Source organism: Falsirhodobacter sp. 1013 (genome assembly GCF_051195255.1).
Taxonomy (GTDB): Bacteria; Pseudomonadota; Alphaproteobacteria; order Rhodobacterales; family Rhodobacteraceae; genus Falsirhodobacter.
Genome location: NZ_JBNJLK010000013.1, coordinates 24794 through 43226, shown reverse-complemented (window position 1 = coordinate 43226; position 18433 = coordinate 24794). Strand labels below are relative to the sequence as shown.

Annotated in this window: 23 protein-coding genes; 13 read left to right on the top strand and 10 right to left on the bottom strand. The window is 66.0% G+C overall.

The features are described from left to right. Positions 1-4: 4 nt before the first annotated feature. Positions 5-940, bottom strand: coding sequence for a DUF808 domain-containing protein (locus tag ACSHZY_RS15085; protein WP_435170502.1), 936 nt, complete (start codon positions 938-940; stop codon positions 5-7). A 180-nt stretch (positions 941-1120) separates the two neighbouring features. Between ACSHZY_RS15085 and gap (ACSHZY_RS15080) the strand changes: the two genes are divergently transcribed. The 4 genes from gap (ACSHZY_RS15080) to ACSHZY_RS15065 all read left to right on the top strand — a co-directional run bounded on the left by gap (ACSHZY_RS15080) (position 1121) and on the right by ACSHZY_RS15065 (position 3627). Next, on the top strand, positions 1121-2125 hold the full coding sequence (gap, locus tag ACSHZY_RS15080) for a type I glyceraldehyde-3-phosphate dehydrogenase (protein ID WP_435170500.1): 1005 nt from the start codon (positions 1121-1123) through the stop codon (positions 2123-2125). A gap of 12 nt (positions 2126-2137) precedes the next feature. Further along, positions 2138-2278 (top strand): hypothetical protein, encoded by a 141-nt coding sequence (locus ACSHZY_RS15075; RefSeq protein ID WP_435170498.1) that lies wholly within the window; start codon positions 2138-2140, stop codon positions 2276-2278. 67 nt (positions 2279-2345) lie between these two features. Further along, on the top strand, positions 2346-3347 hold the full coding sequence (gene gap, locus ACSHZY_RS15070; protein ID WP_435170496.1) for a type I glyceraldehyde-3-phosphate dehydrogenase: 1002 nt from the start codon (positions 2346-2348) through the stop codon (positions 3345-3347). 76 nt (positions 3348-3423) lie between these two features. Further along, positions 3424-3627, top strand: a complete 204-nt coding sequence (locus ACSHZY_RS15065) for a DUF3072 domain-containing protein (protein WP_435170494.1) — start codon at positions 3424-3426, stop codon at positions 3625-3627. A gap of 9 nt (positions 3628-3636) precedes the next feature. Here ACSHZY_RS15065 and lepA read toward each other — a convergent pair whose 3' ends face one another. After that, complete coding sequence (gene lepA, locus ACSHZY_RS15060) at positions 3637-5436, bottom strand: translation elongation factor 4 (RefSeq protein WP_435170492.1); 1800 nt, start codon at positions 5434-5436, stop codon at positions 3637-3639. A gap of 175 nt (positions 5437-5611) precedes the next feature. Between lepA and ACSHZY_RS15055 the strand changes: the two genes are divergently transcribed. Next, the gene (locus ACSHZY_RS15055) at positions 5612-5911 is read left to right on the top strand and encodes a hypothetical protein (protein WP_435170490.1); all 300 of its coding nucleotides are present in this window, start codon (positions 5612-5614) and stop codon (positions 5909-5911) included. A gap of 67 nt (positions 5912-5978) precedes the next feature. Here the strand turns inward: ACSHZY_RS15055 and rpmB are convergent, their stop codons facing one another. Further along, entirely contained in the window at positions 5979-6266 is a 288-nt protein-coding gene (gene rpmB / locus ACSHZY_RS15050; RefSeq protein ID WP_435170488.1) for a 50S ribosomal protein L28, read from the bottom strand. Positions 6267-6424: 158 nt separating this feature from the next. Here rpmB and ACSHZY_RS15045 point away from each other — a divergent pair, with 158 nt between their 5' ends. From ACSHZY_RS15045 to ACSHZY_RS15030, 4 genes are read left to right on the top strand one after another with little or no spacing between them, the layout of a single operon-like run. Beyond that, the gene (locus ACSHZY_RS15045) at positions 6425-7126 is read left to right on the top strand and encodes a DUF3108 domain-containing protein (protein ID WP_435170487.1); all 702 of its coding nucleotides are present in this window, start codon (positions 6425-6427) and stop codon (positions 7124-7126) included. Between the two features lie 51 nt (positions 7127-7177). After that, on the top strand, positions 7178-8479 hold the full coding sequence (gene hisD / locus ACSHZY_RS15040; RefSeq protein WP_435170485.1) for a histidinol dehydrogenase: 1302 nt from the start codon (positions 7178-7180) through the stop codon (positions 8477-8479). After that, positions 8476-8901 carry a UPF0262 family protein gene (locus ACSHZY_RS15035; protein ID WP_435170483.1) on the top strand — a complete coding sequence of 142 codons (426 nt, stop codon included), beginning with the start codon at positions 8476-8478 and terminating at the stop codon, positions 8899-8901. Before hisD ends, ACSHZY_RS15035 begins: the two co-directional genes overlap by 4 nt. Next, positions 8898-9353: a low molecular weight phosphatase family protein gene (locus ACSHZY_RS15030; RefSeq protein WP_435170481.1), complete on the top strand. Its 456-nt coding sequence runs from the start codon at positions 8898-8900 to the stop codon at positions 9351-9353. The genes ACSHZY_RS15035 and ACSHZY_RS15030 overlap by 4 nt, the downstream gene beginning before the upstream one ends. Here the strand turns inward: ACSHZY_RS15030 and ACSHZY_RS15025 are convergent. Beyond that, the gene (locus ACSHZY_RS15025; protein WP_435170479.1) at positions 9341-9754 is read right to left on the bottom strand and encodes a GFA family protein; all 414 of its coding nucleotides are present in this window, start codon (positions 9752-9754) and stop codon (positions 9341-9343) included. The genes ACSHZY_RS15030 and ACSHZY_RS15025 overlap by 13 nt on opposite strands. Positions 9755-9863: 109 nt before the next feature. Between ACSHZY_RS15025 and infA the strand changes: the two genes are divergently transcribed. Genes infA through ACSHZY_RS15005 form a run of 4 tightly spaced genes read left to right on the top strand, consistent with a single transcriptional unit; the run spans position 9864 to position 11856 of the window. After that, positions 9864-10082, top strand: a complete 219-nt coding sequence (infA, locus tag ACSHZY_RS15020) for a translation initiation factor IF-1 (protein WP_045389309.1) — start codon at positions 9864-9866, stop codon at positions 10080-10082. A 6-nt stretch (positions 10083-10088) separates the two neighbouring features. Next, on the top strand, positions 10089-10664 hold the full coding sequence (locus ACSHZY_RS15015; RefSeq protein ID WP_435170477.1) for a Maf family protein: 576 nt from the start codon (positions 10089-10091) through the stop codon (positions 10662-10664). Then, the gene (locus ACSHZY_RS15010) at positions 10661-11689 is read left to right on the top strand and encodes a ribonuclease E/G (RefSeq protein WP_435170475.1); all 1029 of its coding nucleotides are present in this window, start codon (positions 10661-10663) and stop codon (positions 11687-11689) included. Before ACSHZY_RS15015 ends, ACSHZY_RS15010 begins: the two co-directional genes overlap by 4 nt. Beyond that, the gene (locus ACSHZY_RS15005; RefSeq protein ID WP_435170473.1) at positions 11686-11856 is read left to right on the top strand and encodes a DNA gyrase inhibitor YacG; all 171 of its coding nucleotides are present in this window, start codon (positions 11686-11688) and stop codon (positions 11854-11856) included. The genes ACSHZY_RS15010 and ACSHZY_RS15005 overlap by 4 nt, the downstream gene beginning before the upstream one ends. Here the strand turns inward: ACSHZY_RS15005 and ACSHZY_RS15000 are convergent. Genes ACSHZY_RS15000 through ACSHZY_RS14975 form a run of 6 tightly spaced genes read right to left on the bottom strand, consistent with a single transcriptional unit; the run spans position 11853 to position 18393 of the window. Next, a complete protein-coding gene (locus tag ACSHZY_RS15000) occupies positions 11853-12830 on the bottom strand; it encodes a bile acid:sodium symporter family protein (protein WP_435170471.1) in 978 nt (325 codons plus the stop codon). The genes ACSHZY_RS15005 and ACSHZY_RS15000 overlap by 4 nt on opposite strands. A gap of 57 nt (positions 12831-12887) precedes the next feature. Beyond that, a complete protein-coding gene (locus ACSHZY_RS14995) occupies positions 12888-13871 on the bottom strand; it encodes a c-type cytochrome (protein ID WP_435170469.1) in 984 nt (327 codons plus the stop codon). Continuing rightward, complete coding sequence (locus ACSHZY_RS14990; RefSeq protein ID WP_435170467.1) at positions 13868-14437, bottom strand: cytochrome c oxidase assembly protein; 570 nt, start codon at positions 14435-14437, stop codon at positions 13868-13870. Before ACSHZY_RS14990 ends, ACSHZY_RS14995 begins: the two co-directional genes overlap by 4 nt. Then, entirely contained in the window at positions 14434-14844 is a 411-nt protein-coding gene (locus ACSHZY_RS14985) for a hypothetical protein (RefSeq protein WP_435170466.1), read from the bottom strand. Before ACSHZY_RS14985 ends, ACSHZY_RS14990 begins: the two co-directional genes overlap by 4 nt. A 7-nt stretch (positions 14845-14851) precedes the next feature. Continuing rightward, entirely contained in the window at positions 14852-17398 is a 2547-nt protein-coding gene (locus tag ACSHZY_RS14980) for a cbb3-type cytochrome c oxidase subunit I (RefSeq protein WP_435170464.1), read from the bottom strand. Next, positions 17395-18393 (bottom strand): cytochrome c oxidase subunit II, encoded by a 999-nt coding sequence (locus tag ACSHZY_RS14975; protein ID WP_435170462.1) that lies wholly within the window; start codon positions 18391-18393, stop codon positions 17395-17397. Before ACSHZY_RS14975 ends, ACSHZY_RS14980 begins: the two co-directional genes overlap by 4 nt. Positions 18394-18433: the final 40 nt, after the last annotated feature.

Sequence of the window (18433 nt, the reverse complement as noted above, 5' to 3'; positions counted from 1 at the left end):
GCCCTTAGTGGGCGGCCTTTTTCATGAAGGGATGCGTCACCGCGACGATGATGCCACCCACGACCAGCGCGATGATCCCGTCGCAGACCGCCGCCACCAGCCAGACCACGAAGCCATGCGCCACGCCCACGGCGTTCGCGGCCGCCTCGGCCCAGTGGTGGATGGTTTCATAGGGCGCCTCCCAAAGCGTTTCATGCAGGCCGTGCGTCAGGATGTTTCCGCCGACCCACAGCATGGCCAGTGTTCCGACGAAGGCCAGCGCCGACAGGAAGACGGGCATCCCCCGCACCAGCGCCATCCCGAAGCCGCGCATCCCCGGCGAACGTTTCGCCATCCCCAACCCGATGTCGTCGATCTTCACCAGCAGGGCCACCACGCCATAGACGCCCAGCGTGACGCCGATCCCAACCACGGCCAGGGCGATCGCCTCGACCCAAAGGCTGTCATTCTCGATCTGGCTCAGCGCGATGGTCATGATCTCCGCGCTCAGGATGAAATCGGTCTTGATGGCGCCGGTGACCTTCTGTTCCTCCAGCTTGGCGGGGTCCCGGGGGGTGTGGTCGGCGTCGGCCTTGGCGTCGGTGCCGGGGGCCAGCATGTGCAGCACCTTCTCGGCCCCTTCATAGGCCAGATACGCGCCGCCGACCATCAGGAGCGGGGTGATCACCCAAGGCAGGAAGGTTTGCAGGATCAAAAGCGCGGGCAGAAGAATCAGGATCTTGTTCTTCAGCGACCCCATGGCGATCCGCCCGATCATCGGCAATTCGCGCGACGCGTCAATCCCGGTGACATAGCGGGGGGTCACGGCCGTGTCGTCGATGACCACGCCGGCGGCCTTCGTCCCCGCCTTTCCGGCGGCGGCCGCAATGTCGTCAACGGAAGACGCCGCCACCTTGGCGATGCCCGCCACGTCGTCCAACAATGCGAGAAGTCCGCTCATGACCTTGATACCTCTGTAGAAATCCTTCGCCTTATCTGGCCCTGCGGCCGGACAGGGGCAAGCGAACCGTTAGCGCAATCTTCCATGTTTGCGTTAACATACTGAAAACGCACGGTTTTTGCTTTTACCTGACGGCCGGAGCGCTTACATTCCCGACAACATCGCAAAAGGATCGGGTTCATGACCATCACGGTTGGCATCAACGGTTTCGGACGGATCGGGCGCTGCACGCTGGCGCATATCGCGCAGTCGGGCCGGAACGACATTCAGGTGGTGGCCGTGAACGCGACCGGGCCGGTGGAAACAAACGCCCACCTGCTGAAATACGACTCGGTGCATGGCCGGTTCCCGGGCACCGTGCGGGTGCGCGACGGGATGCTGGATCTGGGCGGTAGCCCGATCCGCATGATGTCCACCTATGATCTGGGCGCGCTGGACTGGGACGGCGTGGACGTCGTTCTGGAATGCACGGGCAAGTTCAACGACGGCACCAAGGCCAAGGCGCATATGGAACGCGGGGCCAAGGCGGTCCTGATCTCCGCCCCCGCCAAGAACGTGGACCGCACCGTGGTGTACGGCGTGAACGACCGTGACCTGCTGCTGTCCGACCGGATGGTGTCGAACGGGTCGTGCACGACGAACTGCCTCGCGCCCTTGGCAAAGGTGCTGAACGACGCCATCGGCATCGAATCGGGCATCATGACCACGATCCACTCCTATACGGGCGACCAGCCCACGCTGGACCGCCGCCACGACGACCTGTATCGCGCCCGCGCCGCCGCCATGGCGATGATCCCCACCTCCACCGGCGCCGCGAAGGCGATCGCCGAGGTTCTGCCCGAGCTGAAGGGCAAGCTGGACGGGTCGGCCATCCGTGTGCCCACGCCCAACGTGTCCGCCGTTGACCTGACCTTCGTGGCGAAAAAGGACGTGACCGTGGCCGATGTGAACGCCGTCGTGGCCGAAGCCGCCGCCGGCGCCATGGGCAGCGTCCTGTCCTACGATCCGGAACCGAAGGTGTCGATCGACTTCAATCACACGCCCTTCTCGTCTATCTTCGCGCCTGACCAGACCAAGGTCATCGGCGGCCGCACCGTCCGTGTCCTGGCGTGGTACGACAACGAATGGGGATTCTCCTGCCGCATGGCCGACGTGGCCGCAGCGATGGGGCGGCTCCTTCACTGAAAAGGGGCGCACGTGACGAACAGGATTGCACTTTGGCTGGCCGCGGTGATCACCGCGGCCATTTGCCTTGATCTGGCGCTGGGCCTTGGCGGCGTGCCGTTCCTGATGCGGCGGTTTCTGAAGCTGATCGACTGGCTGCAATTCTGGCGCTGAGGGTTCGCCCTTGCCACATGCGGCTTTCGCCCCCATGTTAGCGCCAACGCTAACTGGGAGAGAGCGCATGTCCGTAAAAGTTGCCATCAACGGCTTCGGCCGTATCGGGCGCAATGTCCTGCGCAGCATCATCGAATCCGGCCGCACCGACATCGAGGTGGTGGCCATCAATGATCTGGGTCCGGTCGAAACGAACGCCCACCTCCTGCGGTTCGATTCGGTGCACGGCCGTTTCCCGTCCGAGGTGATCACCACCACCGACACCATCGACGCCGGCCGCGGCCCGATGCAGGTGACGGCCCTGAAAAACCCCGCCGAACTGCCTTGGGGTCATGTGGATGTGGTGCTGGAATGCACCGGCATCTTCACCGCCCGTGAAAAGGCCAAGGTCCATCTGGAAAGCGGGGCGAAGCGCGTGCTCGTCTCCGCGCCCTCCGACGGGGCCGACAAGACCATCGTTTATGGCGTGAACCATGACAGCCTGACCAAGGACGATCTGGTCGTCTCCAACGCCTCTTGCACGACGAACTGTCTGTCGCCGGTGGCGCAGGTACTGAACGACGCGATTGGCATCTCCAAGGGCTTCATGACGACCATCCACTCCTACACCGGCGATCAGCCGACGCTGGACACGATGCACAAGGACCTTTACCGCGCGCGCGCGGCGGCCCTGTCGATGATCCCGACTTCCACCGGCGCGGCCAAGGCCGTGGGGCTGGTGCTGCCGGAACTGAAGGGCAAGCTGGACGGCGTGGCGATCCGTGTGCCCACGCCCAACGTCTCGGTCGTGGACTTTGTGTTCGAAGCCGCCCGCGACACCACGGCCGAGGAGATCAACGCCGCGATCCGCGAGGCCGCCGACGGTCGGCTGAAAGGCATCCTCGGCTACACCGATGCGCCGAATGTCAGCTCCGACTTCAACCACGATCCGCGGTCGTCCATCTTCCACATGGACCAGACCCGCGTCATGGAAGGCCGAATGGTGCGCATCCTGACGTGGTACGACAACGAATGGGGCTTCTCCAACCGCATGTCGGACACGGCGGTGGCGATGGGCAAGCTGATCTAACCGGCTGCGGCACCTTCGGGGCGGAACCTTTTCCGCCCCATCGGGTTGGTGAACATTCGATGAACACGAGGGCATCATGGACAACCCAAAATCGCATCCGACCGGCAACGCCGAAAAGAATCCCGAAGACTGGGTAACGGGCGATGAGCCGATGACCGGCGCGCAGGCCAGCTACCTCAAGACGTTGAGCGAGGAAGCCAAGACCGACTTCGACGAAACGCTGACCAAGGCGCAGGCCAGTGAACGGATCGACGAATTGAAAAAGGAAACGGGGCGCTAGGCCCCGTTTTCAGCTGTCCATCTTCAGGGCGCTGATGAAGGCTTCCTGCGGAATCTCCACCTTGCCGAACTGACGCATCTTCTTCTTGCCGGCCTTCTGCTTTTCCAGAAGCTTCTTCTTCCGGGTGGCGTCGCCGCCATAGCATTTCGCCGTCACGTCCTTGCGCATCGCCGACAGGGTTTCCCGCGCGATCACCCGCCCGCCGATCGCGGCCTGAATCGGGATCTTGAACATGTGCCGCGGGATCAGGTCCTTCAGCTTTTCGACCATCGCCCGGCCGCGCGATTCCGCCCGGTCGCGGTGCACCATGATCGACAGCGCATCCACCGGTTCGTCATTCACGAGGATGGACATCTTCACCAGATGATCCTCACGATACTCCGAAATCTGGTAGTCGAAGGATGCGTAGCCCTTCGTCACCGATTTCAGGCGGTCGTAGAAGTCGAACACCACCTCGGCCAGCGGCAGGTCATAGACGACCATGGCGCGGCTGCCGGCATAGGACAGGTCCACCTGGATGCCGCGGCGGTCCTGGCATAGCTTCAGGATGTCGCCAAGATATTCGTCCGGCACCATGATCGTGGCCTTGATGCGCGGCTCCTCGATATGGTCGACATAGGTCAGGTCGGGCATGTCGGCGGGGTTGTGCAGCTCGCGCACCTCCCCGTCCTTCATGTACAGCTTGAAGACCACGGACGGCGCCGTAGTGATCAGGTCCATGTCGTATTCACGTTCCAGACGGTCGCGGATCACCTCAAGGTGCAGCAGCCCCAGGAAGCCGCAGCGGAAGCCGAAGCCGAGTGCTGCCGACGTCTCCATCTCGTAGCTGAAGGAGGCGTCGTTCAGGGCCAGCTTCTCGATCGCGTCGCGCAGATCCTCGAAATCGTTGGCGTCCACGGGGAACAGGCCGCAGAACACCACGGGCTGCGCCGGCTTGAAGCCCGGCAGCGCCGTGTCGGTGCCCTTGCGTTCGTGCGTGATGGTGTCCCCCACCCGCGTGTCGCGCACCTGCTTGATGGAGGCGGTCAGAACACCGATCTCGCCCGGTCCAAGCTCGGCGATGTCGACCATCGCGGGCTTCAACACCGCCAGCTTGTCGATGCCGTAAATGGCGCCGGTCTGCATCATCTTCACCCGGTCGCCCTTGCGGATGACGCCGTCCATGACGCGGATCATGACGACCACGCCCAGATAGGGGTCGTACCACGAATCGACCAGCATCGCCTTCAGCGGCGCGTCGCGTTCACCCTTCGGCGCGGGAAGACGCGTCACGATCGCCTCCAGCACCTCGGGAATGCCCATGCCGGATTTCGCGCTGATCGGGATCGCGTCCGAGGCATCGATGCCGATCACATCCTCGATCTGGGCCTTCACACGGTCGGGTTCGGCCGCCGGAAGGTCGATCTTGTTCAGCACCGGCACGATGTCGTGGCCCGCGTCGATGGCCTGGTACACGTTGGCCAGCGTCTGCGCTTCCACGCCCTGCGACGCGTCCACGACCAGAAGCGACCCCTCGACGGCGCGCATCGACCGCGACACCTCATAGGCGAAGTCGACGTGGCCGGGGGTGTCGATCAGGTTCAGGATATAGGTGTGGCCGTCCTTCGCCGGATACTCGATCCGCACGGTGTTGGCCTTGATGGTGATGCCCCGCTCACGCTCGATGTCCATGCTGTCCAGCATCTGGGCCTTCATGTCGCGTTCGGCCACCGTCCCCGTCAGCTGGATCAGCCGATCTGCGAGGGTGGATTTACCGTGGTCGATATGCGCCACGATGGAGAAGTTGCGGATGCGATCAAGCTGGGTCATGGCGCGCATATGACCATGAAACAAAGGCCGGTCAATGGCCTTCGCATAAGGTCACATCCGCGCGAGGGTTCGCGGGGCCGCCGCGCGCAGGTTGAAGAATCGCGATCCCGCTCCATAATCCTGCCGCAATACCGTCAGGCGGCATCAGACCGCCCCATCCGAACGAGGCTGACAGATGAAAAAGATCACTCTTGCCATAGTCTTGGGGGCAAGCCTTGCCGCCTGCGCAGGCTCGGGCCCCATAAAGCGCGCTTGCCTCGACACGGATCGTGGGTCGGTCCGGTCCTCCACCTGCAGCTGCATCCAGCGTGCGGCCGACGCGACGTTGAATGGCAGCGAACAGCGGCGGGCGGCGTCCTTGTTCGGCGATCCGGAACGGGCGCAGGCCGTCCGCCTGTCCCGCACCAGCGCCGACAACGCGTTCTGGAAACGCTACAGCCGCTTCGGGGAAACCGCGCAGGCGCAGTGCCGTTGAACGGCCGCGCCAAAAGCAAGGGCCCCGCCGATGGCGAGGCCCGATCTTTCCGGATATCGACGCGGGATCAGGCGGTTGCCTGAGCTTTCGCGATTTCTTTCTTGATCTTCAGCGCGTTGACCGACAGCTCGTCGTCCTTGGCTTTGGCCAGGAATGCGTCCAGACCGCCGCGGTGATCGACGGTGCGCAGGGCGGCAGCCGAGATGCGGAACTTGAACGACTGACCCAGAACGTCCGAGATCAGCGTGACGTCGTTCAGGTTCGGCAGGAAGCGACGACGGGTCTTGTTGTTCGCGTGGGAGATCTTGTTGCCCGTCATCGGGCCCTTACCGCTCAATTCGCAGACGCGCGACATGATGTTATCCTTCAAACATGATGGGCACCGCCAAAAGGCAGCGCGCCGAAAATCCGTTGGGCGTCCTTAAGCGCAAAGCCCCCCGCCGTCAAGCGGCAAGCGACATGGCCACGGCGCATCGCTGGCATATATAGGGCGGAACGCCGAAAGGACATGCCATGCTGAAGATCCTCGCCCTTCTGACACCGCTGCTGCTGGCCTTGCCTGCGCAGGCGGAAACCGCCCTTTACGGGCTGACGATCCGGGGCGTCAGCGCCGGCACCCTCCAGATCAACGGAGAGGTCACGAACAACCGCTATGCCGTCAGCGGGTCGCTGCAAAGCGGCGGACTGGTCGGCATCCTGCGCAGCATTCGCTATGACGCCTCCTCGCAAGGGCGCGTGGTGGGGGATCGCTTCGTGCCGTCGGCCTACTCCGAACGGTCCGACAACAACGGCCGCACCCGCAGCGCCACGATGGAATACCGTTCGGGCGTGCCGCAGGTGAAGGCCTACGATCCGCCGCGCAAACCCGACGAGGATGACGTGAACCCCGCCACCCAGGGCGGCACGGTGGACACGCTGACGGCGCTTTACGCCGCGCTGCGCGATGTGCCGGCCGGTCAGGAATGCGGAAGGTCGCTGCGCCTCTTCGACGGCCGCCGCGCGACGGAGGTCGCCTTCTCGCAGCCCCGCCGCCAGAACGGCACCACCACCTGCAACGGAGAGTTCCGCCGCATCGCCGGCTATTCCGAGAAAGAGATGGCGGAAAAACGCGTCTTCCCCTTCACCATGACCTACAAGCCCGCCGGCAAGATGATGCGCGTCACCGAGATCCGCACCGACACCCTGTATGGCGCCGCACGCCTGACCCGGCGCTGAGCCTTGAGGGGGCGCGGCCCCCTTGCTATGCGTCAGGGAAAGGAGACCGCGATGCCCCAGTTCCTGTCCACCCGCGACGCCGATTTCGAACAGGCCTTCACGGCCCTTCTGGGCATGAAGCGTGAAGACAGCCCGGACGTGGACGCCGTCGTGGCCGACATCATCGCCGATGTGCGGGTCCGGGGCGATGCGGCGGTGATCGAACTGACCTCGCGCTTCGACCGGCTGGACCTGACGCCGGACACGCTGGCCTTCACCCCCGAGGAGATCGAGACCGAGATCGCCAAGGTCTCGCCCGAGGATCGGGCGGCGCTGGAACTGGCCGCCGAACGCATCCGCGCCTATCACGCCCGCCAGATGCCGGAAGATCAGCGCTGGACGGACGCTTCCGGCGCCTCGCTGGGCTGGCGGTGGACGCCGGTGTCGGCCGCGGGGCTTTACGTGCCGGGTGGGCTCGCGAGCTATCCCTCCTCGGTCCTGATGAACGCGATCCCGGCCAAGGTGGCGGGGGTGGAACGGCTGGTCGTCACCTGCCCCACCCCGGACGGCGTGGTGAACCCGCTGGTGCTGCTGGCGGCTTCCATCGCCGGGGTGGATGCGGTGTATCGCATCGGTGGCGCGCAGGCGATCGCCGCGCTGGCCTATGGTACCGCCACGGTGCAGCCGGTCGACAAGATCACCGGGCCGGGTAATGCCTTCGTCGCGGCCGCGAAACGCCGCGTCTTCGGCAAGGTGGGCATCGACATGATCGCGGGCCCGTCGGAAATCCTCGTCATCGCCGACGCCGACAACGATCCCGACTGGATAGCGCTGGACCTGCTGAGCCAGGCCGAACATGACGAAAGCGCCCAGTCCATCCTGATCACGAACGATGCCGGTTTCGGCCGCGCGGTGGCCGAGGCGGTGGAAGCCCGCCTGCAAACGCTGGAACGCCGCGCCATCGCCCGCAAAAGCTGGGACGATTTCGGCGCCGTCATCGTGACCGACGATCTGGCGCAGGCCGCGGCCCTGTCGAACCGCGTGGCCCCCGAACATCTGGAACTTTGCGTGGCCGACCCCGAAGGGCTGGCCGACCGCATCACCCATGCCGGTGCGATCTTCCTCGGCGCCTGGACGCCCGAGGCCATCGGGGATTATGTCGGCGGCCCGAACCACGTCCTGCCCACCGCCCGCTCGGCCCGCTTCTCCTCCGGCCTCTCGGTCATGGACTTCCTGAAGCGCACCACGCTTGCCCGCATGACGCCGGAAGCCCTCGCCACCATTGGCCCCGCCGCCGAACGGCTGGCGATCTCGGAAAGCTTGGAAGCGCATGGCCTGTCGGTGCGGGCGCGGCTGGACCGGCTGAACCGATGACCCGGCTGTCGCATATCGAAATCGACGCCGCCGCGGACGACGATTCGCGCATGGCCATCTCGGACCTTCTGCAGGACAACGCCTTCACGGTGCCGGACATCGAAGGCCCCTACCGCCTGCGGCTGGCGATGGTCGACCGGCGCATCGCATTTGCCGTGACCTCGGCCGTCGCAGCGCGTGAGTTCCACCTGTCGCTGGGTCCGTTCCGCCAGATCCTCAAGGACTACACCCAGATCTGCAACGCCCTGACCGAAGCGCAGGGCCGCATGCCCCCCAACCGGATCGAGGCGATCGACATGGCCCGCCGAGGCATCCACAACGAAGGCGCGCGCCTGTTGCAGGAACGTCTGGACGGCAAGGCCGATGTGGATCTGGACACGGCGCGGCGGCTGTTCACCCTTCTGTGCGCGATGCAACGATGAACGGATTTCCCACGGCCATCCTGTTCTGCTGCGACCACAACGCCGTCCGGTCCCCCATGGCGGAAGGGCTGATGAAGCAGCTTTACGGCAAGAACAGCTATGTCCAGTCCGCGGGCGTGCGCAACGACATGGACATCGACGGCTTCTCCATCGCCGTCTGCCACGAGATCGGTGTGGAACTGGACCGTCACCGGGCCCGCTCGTTCGAGGACATGCGCGACTGGGGGGAGGAGATCTCGGGCTTCGACCTGATCATCGCCCTGTCCCCCGCCAGCCATGAGGTCGCGCAGCGCCTTGCCACCTCCCACCCCGTGGATGTGGAATACTGGCCGATCCAGGACCCGACGGCGAAGGGGGAGAACCGGGACACGAAGCTGGACGCCTATCGCCAGACGCGCGACCAGATCCGCAGCCGCATCCTTGCCCGCTTCGGCGAACCTCAGTCCCGCTGAAAGATCAGCGTGCCGATCCGTCCGGCGCTGTTCCCGTCCGACGGGTGGTTCACGCCGTCCATCACCGGCACCTCGGCCAGATCGAAGGGGCTGACGCCGTCCAGACAGGCCAGGTTCACCCCGTATTCGTTCGGCGAAGACCGGCGCTGGTGATGGGTGTAGATGCCGCAACGCGAACAGAACCAGTGCTTCGCCGCGCCCGTGTTGAACTGGTAAAGGGTCAGAAGTTCCTGCACCTCCAGACAGGTGATGCCGTCCAGTTTCGCCGAAACCGCCACCGCCCCGCGCATGCGGCACAGCGAACAATCGCAGCGGCGTGCGCTGGAAAAACCGCCCTCCAGCGTGACGCGGAAGCGCACGGATTTGCAGTGGCAGGCCGCGTCAAGGATCTGCGGTGTCATGTCTCGTTCGCCTCCGAATCGCTTTCCCTCTTGAAAAAAATGATTTCCGGGCGCATCTAACCGCGCAAGCCCCGTGTTTTGCGGGGCGCAATTCTTTTTCGGAGACAGCATGGCCAAGGAAGACATTCTCGAGTTCCCGGGTGTCGTTAAGGAACTGCTGCCCAACGCGACATTCAAGGTCGAACTCGACAATGGCCATGAACTGATCGCGACGATGGCAGGCAAGATGCGCAAGAACCGGATCCGGGTTCTGGCGGGCGACAAGGTTCAGGTCGAAATGACCCCCTACGACCTGTCCAAGGGTCGCATCAACTACCGGTTCAAGTAAGGCCCGATGCGCCTGATCCTCGGCTCGGCCAGCCCGCGGCGGAAAGAGCTGCTGGCGCAGCTTGGCGTCACGCCCGACGCCATCACCCCGCCCGACATCGATGAAACGCCCCTGAAGGGCGAGCTTCCCCGCCCTTATTGCGCGCGGATCGCCAAAACCAAGGCCGAAGCGATCGTGGCGGGGGCCGAGGATGTCGTGCTTTGCGCCGACACCACCGTCGCGCTGGGCCGCCGGATCATGGGCAAGCCCGTCGACAAGGCCGAGGCGGCGCAGTTCCTGATCGCGTTGGGCGGACGCCGCCACCAGATCATCACGGCCGTCGTCGTGCGCCGGGACGACCGCCTCTGGACGCGCGAGGTCGTGAGCCAGGCCAAGATGAAGCGCCTGTCGGACGTCGAATTGAACGCCTACCTCGATTCCGGCGACTGGCAGGGCAAGGCGGGCGGCTACGGCATCCAGGGCGCCGCCGGGGCGTTCATCCCCTGGATCGAAGGCTCCTTCACCGGTATCGTCGGCCTGCCCTTGGCCGAAACCGCACAGCTTCTGGCCGCCGCGGGCTGGCCTGTCTGGAGATCCGCATGATCGGTCGCGTCATCCATCTGGATCAGGTCCGGGGCCGTGAGGCCGCGGCGCTGGTCGTCGACGGCCAGCTTCAGGACCTGCTGATCGCCCCGCCGGACGACACCGTCCTGCCTGGCTCCATCTTCCGCGCGATCGTGGACCGGCCCGTGAAGGGTCAGGGCGGCGTCTTCGTCCGCCTGCCCGAAGGCTCCGGCTTTCTGCGGCAGGTGTCGGGGCTGGCCCCCGGCCAGCGCGTGCTGGTGCAGGTGTCCGGCACGGCCGAGGCGGGCAAAGCCATTCCCGTCACCACCCGCCTTCTGTTCAAAAGCCGCTTCTGCATCGTGACGCCGGGCGCGCCCGGCCTCAACGTCTCGCGCCGCATCCGGGACGAGGCGCTGCGCGAGGAACTGACCGCGCTGGCCGAAGCCGGCATGGCGCGGTCCGAGGATGGCCTCATCCTGCGGTCCGCCTGCGAACATGCCGGGGATGAGGCGATCGCCGAAGACATCGCCGCCACCCGCGCGCTGGCCGAGGCGGTGCAGGCCGACGTGAACGGCGATCCGGAACTGCTGGTCGATGGCCCCTCCCCCCACGAATCTGCCTGGCGCGACTGGGGCGATGTGGAACCCGACGAGGTGACCGAGGGCGCCTTCGCCGAACAGGGCGTGCTGGAGATGATCGACGCCGTGCTGGACACGACCGTGCCGCTGGCGGCGGGCGGGTCCATGGTGATCGAAACCACCCGCGCCCTTGTGGCGGTGGATGTGAACACCGGGCCCGACACCTCCCCCGCGGCGGGGATGAAGGCGAACGTGGCCGTGGCGCGCGACCTGCCGCGCCAGTTGCGCCTGCGCGGCCTTGGCGGGCAGATTGTCGTCGATTTCGCGCCCATGTCGAAGAAGGACCGCGCGACGCTGGATCAGGTGCTGCGCGCCGCGTTCAAGGCCGAACCTTCGGAAACCAGCCTTGTCGGCTGGACCGCAATGGGCCTGTACGAGATCGTGCGCAAGCGCGATCGCCTCCCCCTGACCGAGGCGCTGGCATGAAGTGCCCGATCTGCGGCCGGCCGGCGGACCCGGCCTACCGTCCCTTCTGTTCCAAACGCTGCGCGGATGTCGATCTGGCCCGCTGGCTGAACGGCAGCTACGCCATCCCCACGACCGAGGATGAGCCGCCGGTGGGCGACGACGACGAGCCGCCCATCCGCCATTAAGCCGGAACGGCGGCGTGGCGCTGCGCCAAGCGCTGCGCCACCACCGCGCAGACAAGAAGCTGCGTCATGTGGAACATCATCAACGGCAGGACGGTCGTCCCGATCACGGCGGCCGGAAACAGGGCCGCGGCAATGGGCAGCCCGCTGGCCAGACTTTTCGTGGACCCGCAGAAGAACAGCGCCGCCTGATCGGGCGCCGTCAGGCGGGCCAGCCGCCCCATCCACAGCACCCCGACCATGGCGATCGCCAGGAAGACGCAGATCACCGCGAACAGGATCACCAGCGTGACCGCCGGGATCAGGTGCCAGATGCCCGCCACGGTGCCCGCGCTGAAGGCTGAATACACGATCAGCAGGATCGACCCGCGATCGACCACCATCGTCAGCGCCTTGTGGCGGCGCACGAAGGCCCCCAGCCACCGGCGCAGCAACTGCCCGATCACGAAGGGCAGCAGAATCTGCACCGCGATCTTCAGCACCCCCCCGCCGGTGATCACGCCCCCGCCCTGATGCAGCACCAGCGCCGCCAGCGCGGGCGTCAGCACCACCCCGATCAGGTTCGACAACGAGGCCGAACAGATCGCCCCCGACACGTTCCCCCCCGCCATGCCCGTGAACGCGATGGAGGAGTTGATCGTGGACGGCAGCACCGACAGGAACAGGATGCCCACGGCCAGCTGATCGCCCAAGACGGGCCGCAGCAGCGCCGCAAGGGTCACGCCCAGGATCGGGAAGAAGGCATAGGTCGCGACGAAGCTTGTGCCTTGCAGGCGCCAGTTGGTCATGCCGGCCCAGACCTCGGCCGCGTTCATGCGCACGCCGTAAAGGAAGAACAACAGCGCCACCGCTCCCCAGGTGACATAGCCGAGGATCTCGGCCCCCATCCCGCGCACGGGCAGAACCGCCCCCAGCACCACCATGCCGATCAGAAGCAGCATGTAGCCGTCGATCCCGAAGCGTTTCAAAAAGGCCATGTCTTTATCCCCGACTGTCCGAACCGGCATAGCGGGACCGCGCGGGGTTGCCCAGCCTCATGGCAGGGCCGAGAAGTAATCGGCCAGCACGTCGATCTCGGCGTCCGTCAGGCCTTGGGCGGCGGCCGCCATCAGCGCCGCCCGTTCGGACCCGCCCCGCACCCCGTCGCGCCACAGCCACAGCTGCGTTGAAAGGTAGTCCCGCGACTGGCCGTTCAGGGTCGGAATTTCGGGATTGTCGTTGCCGGCGCCGTGGCAGGACAGGCAGCTTGGCACATCCCCACGCCCCTGCGCCGCGATTGGCGGCGGGTTGGGCGTGGCCGGACGGGGCGCGGTCGTGCCCACGCGTTCGGCAAAGGCGGCGTATCGGTCCGGCGACATGACCGTTGCCGCCTGCGCCATGATCCCGCTGGGGCGCGCTCCAAGGCGATAGGCGTGCAGGGCCTCCTCGATATAGGCGGGCGAGAGGATATCCAGCCGTGGGATGCGGCGGTTGCCCCCGTCATGGCACCCGCTGCAATAGCTTTCACCCCCCGTCAGCGCGGCATAGCCTTCGGCGTCCATGCCCTGCTGCACGGCCCGCAGGAAAGCCACGACGGACCAGACCTCGTCCTCGCGCGCGGCGGCGGGCCAGCCGGGCATCCCGCTCATCTTCACGCCCTCATGCACGATCCAGTGCATCTCGGCGGCGGTCCACGATTCGACCGCGCGTTCCAGCTGCGGCGGCTCCGGCTCCATCCAGGCGATGGTGGCGGGCGCGACCTCTCCGGGCGAGGCGTGGCACATCGCGCAGGCGCCGTCGTAATGGCGCGCGCCCAGTTCGATCAAGGCGGGGTCCGACAGGTCGGGCACTTCGGAGTTCGCCGGAGCCCGCATCGCCACCGCGTTTTCGAACGTCGTGTGCAGCACCCATTCCGTGACCGGCCAGTGCCCTTCATGCGCGGAGGTGTTGTAAAGGCCAAACCCCACCACCGCCCCGCCCCCGGCCGCCCCAAGGCCCGCCAGCACGGCCACCACCGTCAGAATGCCACGGAACGTCATGCGGTTCTCCCGTCGTTCAGGACCTGCGACACGCGCCACAAGCCTCCTACCAGATAGATTGGCGTGCCCACCGCCAGCATGATCATCCCGCCCAACTGCTGGCCCGACAGCGATGGGACGGTGCCGCACCATTCGGCGTAAAGATCACGCGGGGCGAGGATCATCAGCGCGCCCAGCAACGTCATGTGCATCGAAGTGAGCAGAAGCCCCCCCGCCCCCGCCAGCGCCTGCTGCGGCCCCCGCCGGTCCAGGCACGCACCCCAGATCAGGCAGCCCACCACCAGGAAGCTGGCCTGTTCGGCCATGAACAGCGGCAGGTGCCGATAGGCCGCGCCATGCGCCGCCGGCAGGTGCCAGCCCCAGACCATCGCGAATTCCAGCGCCGTGGCCAGCACCGGTGGCACCGCCATCGCCCGCCCAAAGCCCGGAAAGGCCAGCACCAGAAGGGGCGCGGCCACGGCCACCAGCACCATGTGCCGCAGCATGTGGGCCGGAAACGCACCCAGCCACGCCTCCCACGGCGGGGCCCAGGCCAGAACGAGGGACAGAAGGGCCAGCGCCTTCATCGGCAGGTGCTTATGAAGATGGCGGGCATCGACACATAGATCACCCCGATGGCCGAGATGATGCACAGCAGAAGCGCCGCATGGCCCAGGAATTCGTGCCGTCCCTCGGGGTGGGACAGATCCTCCATGTCGTTCTCGCGCGGCTTCCAGCGGCGGACGGAACGCCAGGCCAGCCAGCCGATGAACCCCAGCGCCAGAACCGTCAGACCCGCGATCGACAGGCGTGCGACCGTCACGCCTTGCGCTTCGCCGAACTTGGCGCACCACACCGCGGTGCCGCCATAGGCCAGCACGAAATGCACCGCCCATGTGGTGGGGGCGAGCGTGATCCACCAAAGCGCGTTGCTTTCCTCGAAGAACTCGTACTCGTCCTGCCGGCCGTCGCTTTGGGTTTTCGGATCGGACATCGTCACCTCACAGGATGCGGGGGGCCGGGCCGATCACGGCGGTGGCCACCAGGACGGTCAGGACGTGGAAGTGCCAGAACAGAGTGACGTTCCACAGATCGGCGTCGTGGTCCGGGTCCAGCTTTCCGAACAGGCTGCCCGCAAGGCAGTAAAGCTGCATCAGGATGCCCAGCCCCGCATGGGCCACGACCCAGATCACGATGGCGCAGACCGTCGCCGGATAGGTGTGGGCGGAGGGGGTCAGCCCCATCACCGACAGGATCAGGGTTGTCATGGCCGCGCCTGCCAGCAGCGGCCCCGCCACAAGGCAGATCCGCGCCGGGTTGACGTGGCCGCGCCGGTTCAGCTCCCTCGCCCCCACGGTCAGGGCCCAGGACAGAAGGATGGCGCCCGTGGTCAGCGCGACCAGCAAGCCATCGGCATGTTCCGCCCCCACGGGCGGGAAGTCCGGCCGCGCGGTCCAATAGAAGAAGAACCCGAAGATCAGGCTGGCGAAGGCGGTCGAATCCCCCAGCATGGTGATCCACATCGCCCACCACCCCACCGCCGAGGCGCCCGAGGCATAGGTCGGCAGCGACAGGCCGAGGCCCACATCCTTCATCTCCTTTTCCGGCTTCCGCGCGGTGGAGGTCCAGAGCCAGTAAAGGATGCAGACGACGGCGAAGGCCCCGGCCACGATGGCGGGCGTGTACAGGTGGAAGGTCGGCAGGATGAAGGCCGCCCCCGTGAACACCGCCGCCCACAGCGTGACCCAGGCGTCGCCCGTCACCCGCTGCACCTGCACCGGCCGCGCATCGATGACGGAGGTGACCATCGTTTCCCGCAGACCTTCCGGCGCGTCGGGCAGGTAATAGCGGCCGGCGTCCATCCGCTCCACCAGCTTCGGCTGGTCCCACAGGGGATAGCGCGAGGTGATGTAGGGGATGGACCGCACGCCCCAGTCTTCCCCCGTCAGGGTGTCAGTCCATTCCAGCGTGCCCGCCCGCCAAGGGTTGCGGTGGTCCAGCTTGCGCTTGCCCGGCCGCAGCAGGTCGATCAGGAAGATCAGGAAGCCCACGGCAATGATGAACGCCCCGACCGTGGAGATCAGGTTCAGCCAGTTCCACCCCAGATCCCCGGGATAGGTGTAGACGCGGCGCGGCATCCCCTTCAGCCCGGTCAGGTGCATGGGCAGGAAGGTCAGGTTGAAGCCGCCGAAGATCAGCCAGAAGGCCCATTTCCCCGCCTTCTCGGACAGGTAGGTCTTCATGAAGAAGGGATGGAAATAGTAGATCCCGGCAAAGACCGGCAGCACCATCCCGCCGAACAGCGTGTAGTGCAGGTGCGCCACGATGAAGTAGGTGTCGTGCACCTGCCAGTCGAAGGGCGCGATGGCGATCATGACGCCCGTCAGGCCGCCGGCGGTGAAGATGGCCAAGGCCCCCGCGATCCACAGCATCGGCAGGCTGATCTTCACCCGCCCCACCATCAACGTGGCCACGAAGACGAAGATCTGGATGCCGGTGGGGATCACCACCGCCTCGCTCGCGGCCGAGAAGAAGCCGAGCGAGATGTTCGGCAGCCCCGTGGTGAACATGTGGTGGACCCACAGGCCGAAGGACAGGAACCCCGTCCCCACGGCCGACAGCACGATCCACGAATACCCGACGATGGGCCGCTGCGCGACGGTCGGCACGATCATGGCCGCGATGGCGATGGAGGGCAGGAAGACGATGTAGACCTCCGGATGGCCGAAGATCCAGAACAGGTGCTGCCATAGCATCGGATCGCCGCCGCGCGTGGCGTCAAAGAACGGCCAGTCCAGCGCGCGTTCCAGTTCGAACAGCAGGTCGCCCGCGATCAGGGGGGGAAAGGCGAACAGGATCATCCCGCCCACCACCAGCACGTACCACGCGTAAAGCGGCATCATGTTGATGCGCATCCCCGGCGGACGGCATTTCAGCACGCCCACGATCAGTTCGACCGCGGCGGCGATAGAGGCCACCTCGATGAACGACAATCCCAGCAGCCAAATGTCGGAGCCCGGACCCTCGGCCTCGGTCGCCAATGGCGGATACATGAACCAGCCGGAATTGGGCGCCACGTCGAACAGCACCGACCCCATCACGAAGATACCGCCGATCAGGAACGACCAGTAGCCGAAAGAGGACAGTCGCGGGAACGGCATGTCCCGTGCGCCCAGGAAGGCGGGCAGCAGCAGGATCGCCATCGCCTCGAACAGCGGAACGGCGAACAGGAACATCATCGCCGTGCCGTGCATGGTGAAGAACTGGTTGAACCGGTCCGCGTCCAGGAACTGCATGTCGGGATAGGCCAGCTGCACCCGCACCAGAAGCGCCAGGATCCCCGCCAGCAGCATGAACGCAAAGCAGGTCAGCGAATACCACTTCCCGATTTCGGAGTTGTTGACCGACATGAGGTAGCGGAAACCGGTCTTGGTCTTCCAGACCTTGGTCAGGCTGTCGGCCTGCCGTTCCTGCACCTCGGTCGGGACGGGCTCGGCCAGCATCTCCTCGGTGGGGGGGTAGATGCCCTGGGGGCGCCGGTCGATCATTTCAGTCCCTCAAGGTAAGCGGCCAGATCGGCCAGCTGCGGGCCTTCCAGCCAGTCGTAGGCGGGCATGGCCACGGCCGGTTTGATGTCGCCCGTGTGGGCGATCCAGTTCACGAGATCGTCGCGCGTGACCTCCATGATCCCCGCGCCAAGCGACTCGCGCGAGGCGAGGTGGGTCAGGTCCGGCCCGACGAGGCCTTCGAAGTCGGTGCCGCGCACGGCGTGGCACGCGCCGCAGCCCTCGTCGCGGAACAGCGCCTCGCCGCGCTGCGCCTCGGGCGTGGCGGGCGGGAGGGCGGGCGCGGCCTCCGCCTCCAGCCAGCCGGTGAAGTCTTCGGGCGTCAGGATCACCGCCTCGAACGCCATCAGGGCGTGGGACGGGCCGCAGAACTCGGCGCATTGGCCGCGATAGACGCCGGGCGTTTCGGGGCGCAGCGTCATCCGCGTTTCGCGCCCCGGGAACATGTCCATCTTGCCGCCCAGCGCGGGGATCCAGAACGAGTGGATGTACTTGTTCGCGTCCAGCAGCAGTTCGGTGCGCTGGCCCGTGGGCAACCGGATCTCGTTCGCGGTGACGATGGGGGCGGTGGCCCCTGCGGGCCAGTATTCCACGCGCCACCACCATTCCTCGGCCCGGACCTTCACGACCAGCCCGTTGCCATCGGCGCGCATGTGCGGCATCATCGACAGGCCGTAGGCCAGAAGCGTTCCCACCAGAACCGTGGGGAAGATCACCCCGCCCCCGATGATCAGGCGGTTGGCATAGCGCTCCGGCCAGTCGCGCGGTCGGATTCGGGTCACGAAATAGAACATGCCGTTCAACGCAGTCCACAGCAGGACCGCGCCCACCAGCATGACGATCCACAGGTCGCGCAGCCAGGCCGCATCCTCACCCGCGGGGGAAAGGGCCGATTGCCGGCCCGAGCATCCGGCCACGGCCACCAGAAGCGCAAGCGCCCCCAGCCGTCGTCCCAGTTCCGCCAAGCTGCGTGTCATACGTTGCTGCCTCACCAATGCGTGATGCAACCTTATGGCG